This window comes from Microbacterium sp., from assembly GCF_039812165.1.
Classification (GTDB): domain Bacteria; phylum Actinomycetota; class Actinomycetes; order Actinomycetales; family Microbacteriaceae; genus Microbacterium.
Genome location: NZ_JBDIAB010000016.1, coordinates 19,604 through 27,316 on the forward strand (window position 1 = coordinate 19,604; position 7,713 = coordinate 27,316).

Below are 7,713 nucleotides of genomic sequence, written 5' to 3' on the forward strand. Positions count from 1 at the left end.
CGTCATGAACACCCCGGACAACGCGCCCCACGGGCCGACGACGAGCCAGTTCCCGCGTGCCGGCAGTTACGCCGAGTCGGTGCGCATCGGCGAGCTGCTGCGCAAGGAGACGGTCGGCGGCGCGCTGCTGGTCGTCATGGCGGTCATCGCGATCGTCTGGGCCAACTCTCCGTGGGCGGAGAGCTACTTCTGGCTGCGGGATCTGAAGCTCGGGTACGAGCCGTGGCACCTCGACCTGAGCATCGGCACCTGGGCGGCGGACGGTCTGCTGGCGATCTTCTTCTTCCTCGTGGGCCTCGAGCTCAAGCGGGAGCTCGTCGCCGGCGATCTGCGACGCTTCAGCACGGCCATCGTCCCCGTCGTCGCTGCGGCCGGCGGCGTCGCCGTGCCGGCGCTGATCTACGTCGCCGTCGTCGCGCACGAACCGGCCCTGCTGAGGGGATGGGCGATCCCCACGGCGACCGACATCGCGTTCGCGGTCGCGGTGCTCGCGCTCATCGGCTCTCACTTGCCGAGCCCGCTGCGCATCTTCCTGCTGACCCTCGCGGTGGTCGACGACCTCATTGCGATCGTCATCATCGCGATCTTCTACACCGAGTCGATCCAGCTCGTGCCGCTCGTGCTCGGCGCGCTCGCGATCCTCGTCTACGGGTTCCTGGCGCAGCGCTACCAGTCGCTCTTCCACCTCAGGCCCGCTGCCGCATGGCTGATCCTGCTGCCGCTGGGGTTGGTGGCGTGGGCGTTCGTGCACGCGTCCGGCATCCACGCCACGATCGCCGGCGTCGTGCTCGGGTTCACAATCCCGGTGCTCCGGGGCAAGGAGGTCCCGGACGACGGCGCGCCCGGCCTCGCGGAGGTCTTCGAGCATCGGTTCCGCCCTCTGTCGGCCGGCTTCGCGGTGCCCGTCTTCGCATTCTTCTCCGCGGGCGTGGCGATCGGCGGGGCGGAGGGCCTCGCCGCGACGATCAGGGATCCGGTGACCGTCGGCGTGCTCGCGGGACTGGTGCTGGGCAAGCCGATCGGCATCGTGCTCACGACCTGGACGATCACCCGCATCCGTCACATCCGCCTGGATCCCACCGTCACCTGGATCGACCTGTTCGGGGTCGGCCTGCTGGCCGGCATCGGATTCACCGTGTCCCTCCTGGTCACCGAGCTGAGCTTCTCGTACACCGATCCGCATCACGACCACGCGAAGACGGCGATCCTGTTCGCGTCGGTGATCGCGGCCGGGCTCGCGTCGATCGTGCTGATCGCGCGGAACCGCCGCTATCGGCGGATCGAGGAGGAGCGCGCCGTCGACGCGGACGGCGACGGCGTCCCCGACGTGTACGAGGAGCGATGAGCGCGGACGCAGACCCGGCGGACGCCCTCCGCACCGCCGCCGACACGATGCGCGCCGTGCGCGACCGCTGCGTGTGGACGCAGCGCATCGGGCACCGCGACCTCGTCCCCTACCTCGTGGAGGAGTCCGCCGAGCTCATCGACGCGATCGAGGACGGCTCCCGCGCCGACCTCCGCGAGGAGCTCGGCGACCTGCTGTGGCAGGTGCTGTTCCACGCCGAGATCGCCTCGCGCGACCCGGACGACCCGTTCGACGTCGACGACGTCGCGCGCGGGTTGACCGAGAAGATGGTGCGCCGGCATCCGCACGTCTTCGCGGGCGAGACCGCCGAGACGCCCGAGCGCGTGCTCGAGCTGTGGAACGCGGCGAAGGCCGCCGAGAAGCGCGAGCGCACGAGCGTGCTCGACGGGGTGAGCGAGCGGATGCCGTCGCTCGCCCTCGCGCAGAAGCTCCTCGGCAAGGCCGCCCGGGTCGCACCCGCCGCCGAGCTCCAGACCGCGAGACTCCAACCGTGTGTCGAGACTGCACGCCCGGCACGCAGTCTCGACGCGCCGGGCTCGGAGGCCGAGCTGGGGGAGGCGCTCCTGGCGCTCGTCGCGGTCGCCCGCGCGAACGGGTGGGACGCCGAGCGCGCGCTGCGGGAGCGACTGCGGGGGCTGACGGCGCAGATCCGCGCCGCCGAGGCGCGCTGACGCGAGCCCCGGCACGCGAGCTATGCGGCCCGAACGAGACCGGACGGACGGATCCCGGCCGCGAGAGTGCGCGATCGCGCGTTCCAGCCTTAGTTCGGGCGCGATTCGCGGCGAGAGCCGCGCGTGCGAGCCCCGGATGCGACCTGAGAGGATGGAGCGCGTGGCATCCGTGAACCCGCCGCGCGGCATGCGCGACTTCCTCCCCGCCGACAAGGCCCGTCGCGAGCGCGTGCTCGCCGTCATCCGCGAGCGGTACCGCGCGCACGGCTTCGACGAGATCGAGACGCCGGTCATGGAGGACTACGAGCGCCTGCACGCCGGCATCGGCGGCGACAACGAGAAGCTCGCCTTCAACGTCCTGCGGCGCGGCCTCGACGCCGACGCGATCCGCGCGGCCGCCGACGATCCGGGCGCGCTCGCCGACCTGGGCCTGCGGTACGACCTCACGGTGCCGCTGGCCCGCTTCTACGCGACGCACCGCGCGGAGCTCCCCACGGTGTTCCGCGCGATCCAGGCCGCGCCGGTGTGGCGCGCCGAGCGCCCGCAGAAGGGCCGCTACCGCCAGTTCGTGCAGTGCGACATCGACGTGATCGGCGACTCCTCCGCGCGCGCCGAGGCCGAGCTGGTCGTCGCGAGCCTCGACGCGCTCGACGCGCTGGGTCTCGTCGGCGGCACGATCCGCATCAACGACCGCCGACTGCTGGACTGGATGCTCGACGCCTTCGGCTTCGCCGCCGACCAGCGCGCGGGCGTCCTCATCACGATCGACAAGCTCGACAAGATCGGCCCCGACGGCGTCGCCGCCGAGCTCGTCGAGCGCGGGGCGGATGCCGGCGCCGTCGACGCGTTCCGCTCGTTCCTCGTCCGCCCACAGACGCTCGAGCTTCTCCCGTACGGCGAGCGCCAGATCCGCGAGGCGCTGCCCGACGGCGCGCCCGACGAGCTCATCGCGCAGCTCGTCGCGATCGGCGACGCGGTCGCCGCGGCGCGTCCGGGCGGCGCCGAGGGCGGCGTGCCGCTGCGCTACGACCCGTTCCTCGTGCGCGGCATGGGCTACTACACCGGCCCGATCTTCGAGCTCGCGCACCCGTCCGTGGGCTACTCGCTCGGCGGCGGCGGGCGCTACGACGGCATGATCGGCCGCTTCCTCGGGCAGGAGACGCCCGCGGTGGGCTTCTCGATCGGGTTCGAGCGCATCGTCGACCTCGTCGCGCAGACCGAGGACGCCGCGGCATCCGCCGTCGTCCTCGTGCACGACCGCGACGTCGCGCTGCCCGAGCTGCTGGCACTGAAGGCGGCGCTCGTCGCCGAAGGGTCGCGCGTGCGGCTGGAGCGGCGCCCCAAGAACCTCAGGGGGCTCCTGGAGCGCGCCGCCGCGGACGGCTACACGTCGTTCGCCACGGTCGGCGCCGGCGCCGCGCGCGACGCCCTGGAGCTCAAGCCGCTCGGCTGACCGGCGCTCAGGCGTCGGCGGCGGAGAACGACGCCGCCCACTCGGCGACGCGACGCGTCGACTCCTCCTCGGTGAGGTCCTCCACACGGGTCAGGAGCGACCAGCGCACGCCGAACGGATCGCGGATGCTCGCGAACCGGTCGCCCGAGACGAACGTCGAGGGCGCCTCGCGCACCGTGGCCCCGGCCGCCTCGGCCTTCGCCGTGAGCGCGTCGACGTCGTCGCAGTACAGCCCGAGCGAGTAGCAGTCGTCCTCGCCGCCGGGCGCGGGCACGAGGTGGTACTCGGGCGACGGCTCGCCCAGCTGCAGGTGCCCCGCGCCGAAGTCGAGCTCGGCGTGCGCGACGACGCCGCCCATCTCGGTGACGTCCACGACGCGCGCGCCGAGAACGTCGCGGTAGAACTCGATGGCCTCGCGCGCGCCGGCGATCGCGAGGAAGGGGGTGATGCTGCTGAGCCCGTGCGGGCGTCCGTCCGTGGTGTGCGCGCCGGTCACGCCGGCGGTGCTCTCGTTGGTCATGGGCGCCACGGTACGTCGCGGCGCGCGCCGCGCGCTTGGAGATTCGCGACGCGTCCCACCTGCGCGCCCCGTTGTCCGGGGCGCTTCGTCGGAGATCTGCACAATGTCGGACCGATTCGCCGGGCAGCATCCGAAGGACGGCAGATCTCCGACGAACCGCGGCATGCCGACGCGCGTGTCGGAGCCTGGTCGTAGGGTGCGTCCCATGATGGATCAGGCGCGGGGCATCCTCTACCCGGCGCGCCTCCCCGAGTTCCACCGCCTGCCGCCGCCGGCCGCGGCATGCGCGCTCGTGCGGTGGTTCTGGGTGCCGCAGTGGTCCATCGCGCCGGGCCGCTCCTCGCGCCAGGAGGTCGTCGGGTATCCGACCGTCAACGTCGTGGTGGAGCCTTCGGGCGTCATCGTGGTGGGCGCCGCCACCACGCGCTCGCACCGCGACCTGCGGGGTCGCGGCTGGGCCGTCGGGGCGCTGCTGCGACCGGCCGCAGTCCCCGCGATCGCCCCTCGCCCGGCCGAGCTGGTCGACGGGTGGGCGCCCGTCGACGCCGCAGAACTGCACGCGGAGATCTGCGCGGCGATGGCGGGCGCCGATCCGGGGGAGCGCGGTCGTGCGGCGGCCGTCGACGCGTTCGCACGCTGGCTCGGCGAGGTCGTCGGCACGCCCACCGATCGAGGGCTGCAGGCCAACACGGCCGCCGAGCTCCTGCTCGACGACCGCGAGATCGTGCGGGTCGCGGATGCCGCCGACAGGCTGCACGTGTCCGCGCGCACCCTGGAGCGCCTCATGCTCGACCACGTGGGCGTCGGGCCGTCGGCCATGATCCGCCGGCGCCGCCTGCAGGAGGCGGCGCAGCGCGTGCGCGACGATCCGTCCGCCGACCTCGCGGCGCTGGCCGCCGAGCTCGGCTACGCCGACCACGCGCACCTGACCCACGACTTCCGCGCCGTCCTCGGATTCACGCCGAGCGCGTACCGCGGCTCGGCCGCGGGAACGGCGGACGCCGGGTCCGGCCCTTCCGGCGATGCGCGATCGGAGGCATGATCGACGGATGACGCTTCGCATCACCGCCACCCTCGAGGCACAGGGGCCCGCGACCGCGATCGAGCTCACCGACGCGCAGGTCGACGAGCTGGGCGGAGGCAGGCGCGCCCCGGTGGCCGTGACCATCGGGTCGCGCACGGCCCGCCTGCGCCTCGCCGTCATGGGCGGACGCAACCTCATCGGCCTCTCGAAGGCGGCGCGCGCCGAGCTCGGCGTCGAGATCGGCGACACCGTCGACGCGACGATCGCGCTCGACGCCGCGCCGCGCGAGGTCGCCGTGCCCGACGACCTCGCCGCGGCGCTCGACGCCGACCCGGGCGTGCGCGCGGCGTTCGACGCGCTTCCGCCCTCGCACCGCAAGGAGCACGTGCGCGCGGTGACCGAGGCCAAGCGCCCCGAGACGAGGCAGCGGCGCATCGCCGCGGCCGTCGCGATGCTGCAGGGTGCGCGGTGATGGCCGCGGCGCCCGTCCCCACCCCCGACGCGTGGCGCGCGGCGGACCGCTACCTCTCCGACACGCTCGTCGGGCACGACCCCGCGCTCGAGGCGGCGGTCGCCGCGCAGCAGGAGGCGGGGCTCCCGGCCATCGAGGTGTCGCCGCTGTCCGGCAAGCTCCTGCACCTCCTCGCCCGCATCAGCGGCGCGCGGCGGGTGCTCGAGATCGGCACCCTCGGCGGCTACTCGACGATCTGGCTGGCCCGCGGCATCCCGCGCGACGGCCTGGTCGTCACGATCGAGGCCGAGCCGTTCAACGCGCGCGTCGCCCGCGCGAACCTGGAGAGAGCGGGTGTGAGCGAGCGGGTCGACATCCGCATCGGCCGTGGCGAGCACGTGCTGCCGACCCTCGCCGGCGAGGAGCCGTTCGACCTCGTCTTCATCGACGCCGACAAGGAGTCGAACACGCTGTACCTCGACTGGGCGGCCCGGCTCGGGCACGCCGGCACCGTCGTCGTGGTCGACAACGTCGGCCGCGCGGGACGGATCGCCGACGCGTCGAGCACCGACTCGATGGTCGTCGGCACGCAGCGGGCGCTCGCCATGCTCGGCGACGACCCCCGTTTCGACGCCACCGCTCTGCAGACGCTCGACCTGAAGGGGTGGGACGGGGTCGCGCTGGCCGTGCTGACCTGACCGGATCGAGCCTGCGGGCGATGCACGCGCATGGCTAGACTCGGCGATGGACACCCCACCCTCCACGAGCAAGGAGTCAGCTGTGGCACTCATCGATGCTGTAGGCGCGCGCGAGATCCTCGATTCGCGCGGCAACCCGACCGTCGAAGTGGAGGTGCTGCTCGACGACGGCACCGTCCAGCGCGCGGCCGTCCCGTCCGGTGCGTCGACCGGCGCCTTCGAGGCGTACGAGCTGCGCGACGGCGACAAGAGCCGGTACGGCGGCAAGGGCGTCCTCAAGGCCGTCTCGGCCGTCATCGACGAGCTGGGCCCGGCGATCGAGGGCATCGAGGCGAGCGAGCAGCGCGTCGTCGACGAGATCCTCATCTCCACCGACGGCACCGAGAACAAGTCGCGCTGCGGCGCCAACGCCATCCTCGGCGTGTCGCTCGCGGTGGCCAAGGCCGCGGCGGACGCCGCCGACCTGCCGCTGTTCCGCTACCTGGGCGGCCCGAACGCGCACGTCCTGCCGATCCCGCTCTTCAACGTCATCAACGGCGGCGAGCACGCCGACAACGGCATCGACTGCCAGGAGTTCTTCCTCGCCCCGATCGGCGCGTCGAGCTTCGCCGAGGCGCTCCGCTGGGGTGCCGAGACCTACCACGTGCTCCGCGGCGAGCTGAAGGCCGCGGGCTACGCGACCGGCCTCGGCGACGAGGGCGGCTTCGCCCCCGACCTGCCCAGCAACCGCGAGGGCCTCGACTTCCTGGTGAAGGCGATCGAGAAGGCCGGCTTCCGTCCCGGCCCCGACATCGCGCTCGGCCTCGACGTCGCCGCCACCGAGTTCTTCGACGACGGCGTGTACCACTTCGAGGGCAAGGACTGGACCGCCGCCGCCCTCACCGACTACTACGCCGACCTCGTCGACGCCTTCCCGATCGTCACGATCGAGGACGCCCTCGCCGAGGACGACTGGGAGAACTGGACCGCGCTCACCGAGAAGCTCGGAAAGAAGACCCAGCTCGTCGGCGACGACCTGTTCGTCACCAACCCGGCCCGCCTCGCCGACGGCATCGCCCGCGGCGCCGGCAACTCGCTCCTGGTGAAGGTCAACCAGATCGGCACGCTGTCCGAGACGCTGGATGCCGTCGAGCTCGCGCACCGCTCGGGCTACACCACGATGTTCTCGCACCGCTCCGGCGAGACCGAGGACACCACGATCGCCGACCTCGTGGTCGCGGTCAACTCGGGCCAGATCAAGAGCGGCGCGCCCGCTCGGAGCGAGCGGGTCGCGAAGTACAATCAGCTTCTGCGCATCGAGGAGGAGCTCGGCGAGGCCGGTTCGTTCATCGGCCGTGCCGCCTTCCCGCGCTACAAGGGCTGACACGCGACAGAGCGTTCGAACGAGAGGGGGAGCCGTGGCGAAGAGGACGGCTCCCTCTTCTCGTGCGTCCGGCACGACCCGCGAGGGCGCGCCGCGAGCGCGCCGCCGGGTCGACGTGCGCGAGTGGCTCGGCGGCATCCGTCTGTCGGGCTTCATGATCATCATGC

General features: G+C 72.9%; 8 protein-coding genes. 7 read left to right on the top strand and 1 reads right to left on the bottom strand.

All coding sequences use genetic code 11. The features are described 5' to 3' along the window. The first annotated feature begins 4 nt into the window (after positions 1 to 4). The 3 genes from nhaA (at position 5) to hisS (ending at position 3,490) form a co-directional block, all read left to right on the top strand. On the top strand, positions 5 to 1,345 hold the full coding sequence (gene nhaA, locus WML84_RS02940; RefSeq protein ID WP_347344653.1) for a Na+/H+ antiporter NhaA: 1,341 nt from the start codon (positions 5 to 7) through the stop codon (positions 1,343 to 1,345). After that, positions 1,342 to 2,037 (top strand): MazG nucleotide pyrophosphohydrolase domain-containing protein, encoded by a 696-nt coding sequence (locus WML84_RS02945; protein WP_347344654.1) that lies wholly within the window; start codon positions 1,342 to 1,344, stop codon positions 2,035 to 2,037. Before nhaA ends, WML84_RS02945 begins: the two co-directional genes overlap by 4 nt. Before the next feature lie 187 nt (positions 2,038 to 2,224). Beyond that, positions 2,225 to 3,490, top strand: a complete 1,266-nt coding sequence (gene hisS / locus WML84_RS02950) for a histidine--tRNA ligase (protein ID WP_347344660.1) — start codon at positions 2,225 to 2,227, stop codon at positions 3,488 to 3,490. Positions 3,491 to 3,497: 7 nt separating this feature from the next. Here the strand turns inward: hisS and WML84_RS02955 are convergent, their stop codons facing one another. Continuing rightward, positions 3,498 to 4,010: a VOC family protein gene (locus tag WML84_RS02955; RefSeq protein WP_347344655.1), complete on the bottom strand. Its 513-nt coding sequence runs from the start codon at positions 4,008 to 4,010 to the stop codon at positions 3,498 to 3,500. Positions 4,011 to 4,215: 205 nt separating this feature from the next. Here WML84_RS02955 and WML84_RS02960 point away from each other — a divergent pair, with 205 nt between their 5' ends. The 4 genes from WML84_RS02960 (at position 4,216) to eno (ending at position 7,546) form a co-directional block, all read left to right on the top strand. Continuing rightward, the gene (locus WML84_RS02960; protein ID WP_347344656.1) at positions 4,216 to 5,052 is read left to right on the top strand and encodes a helix-turn-helix domain-containing protein; all 837 of its coding nucleotides are present in this window, start codon (positions 4,216 to 4,218) and stop codon (positions 5,050 to 5,052) included. Between the two features lie 7 nt (positions 5,053 to 5,059). Beyond that, on the top strand, positions 5,060 to 5,506 hold the full coding sequence (locus WML84_RS02965) for a YdeI/OmpD-associated family protein (RefSeq protein WP_347344657.1): 447 nt from the start codon (positions 5,060 to 5,062) through the stop codon (positions 5,504 to 5,506). Further along, entirely contained in the window at positions 5,506 to 6,183 is a 678-nt protein-coding gene (locus WML84_RS02970; protein ID WP_347344658.1) for an O-methyltransferase, read from the top strand. Before WML84_RS02965 ends, WML84_RS02970 begins: the two co-directional genes overlap by 1 nt. Before the next feature lie 82 nt (positions 6,184 to 6,265). Then, positions 6,266 to 7,546 carry a phosphopyruvate hydratase gene (eno, locus tag WML84_RS02975; protein WP_347344659.1) on the top strand — a complete coding sequence of 427 codons (1,281 nt, stop codon included), beginning with the start codon at positions 6,266 to 6,268 and terminating at the stop codon, positions 7,544 to 7,546. Positions 7,547 to 7,713 lie beyond the last annotated feature (167 nt).

What these genes read in the sequence shown, in the direction of transcription:
- nhaA (WP_347344653.1), top strand. Translation starts at nt 5, where the DNA reads ATGAACACCCCGGACAACGCGCCCCACGGGCCGACGACGAGCCAGTTC.
- WML84_RS02945 (WP_347344654.1), top strand. Translation starts at nt 1,342, where the DNA reads ATGAGCGCGGACGCAGACCCGGCGGACGCCCTCCGCACCGCCGCCGAC.
- hisS (WP_347344660.1), top strand. Translation starts at nt 2,225, where the DNA reads ATGCGCGACTTCCTCCCCGCCGACAAGGCCCGTCGCGAGCGCGTGCTC.
- WML84_RS02955 (WP_347344655.1), bottom strand. Translation starts at nt 4,010, where the DNA reads ATGACCAACGAGAGCACCGCCGGCGTGACCGGCGCGCACACCACGGAC.
- WML84_RS02960 (WP_347344656.1), top strand. Translation starts at nt 4,216, where the DNA reads ATGATGGATCAGGCGCGGGGCATCCTCTACCCGGCGCGCCTCCCCGAG.
- WML84_RS02965 (WP_347344657.1), top strand. Translation starts at nt 5,060, where the DNA reads ATGACGCTTCGCATCACCGCCACCCTCGAGGCACAGGGGCCCGCGACC.
- WML84_RS02970 (WP_347344658.1), top strand. Translation starts at nt 5,506, where the DNA reads ATGGCCGCGGCGCCCGTCCCCACCCCCGACGCGTGGCGCGCGGCGGAC.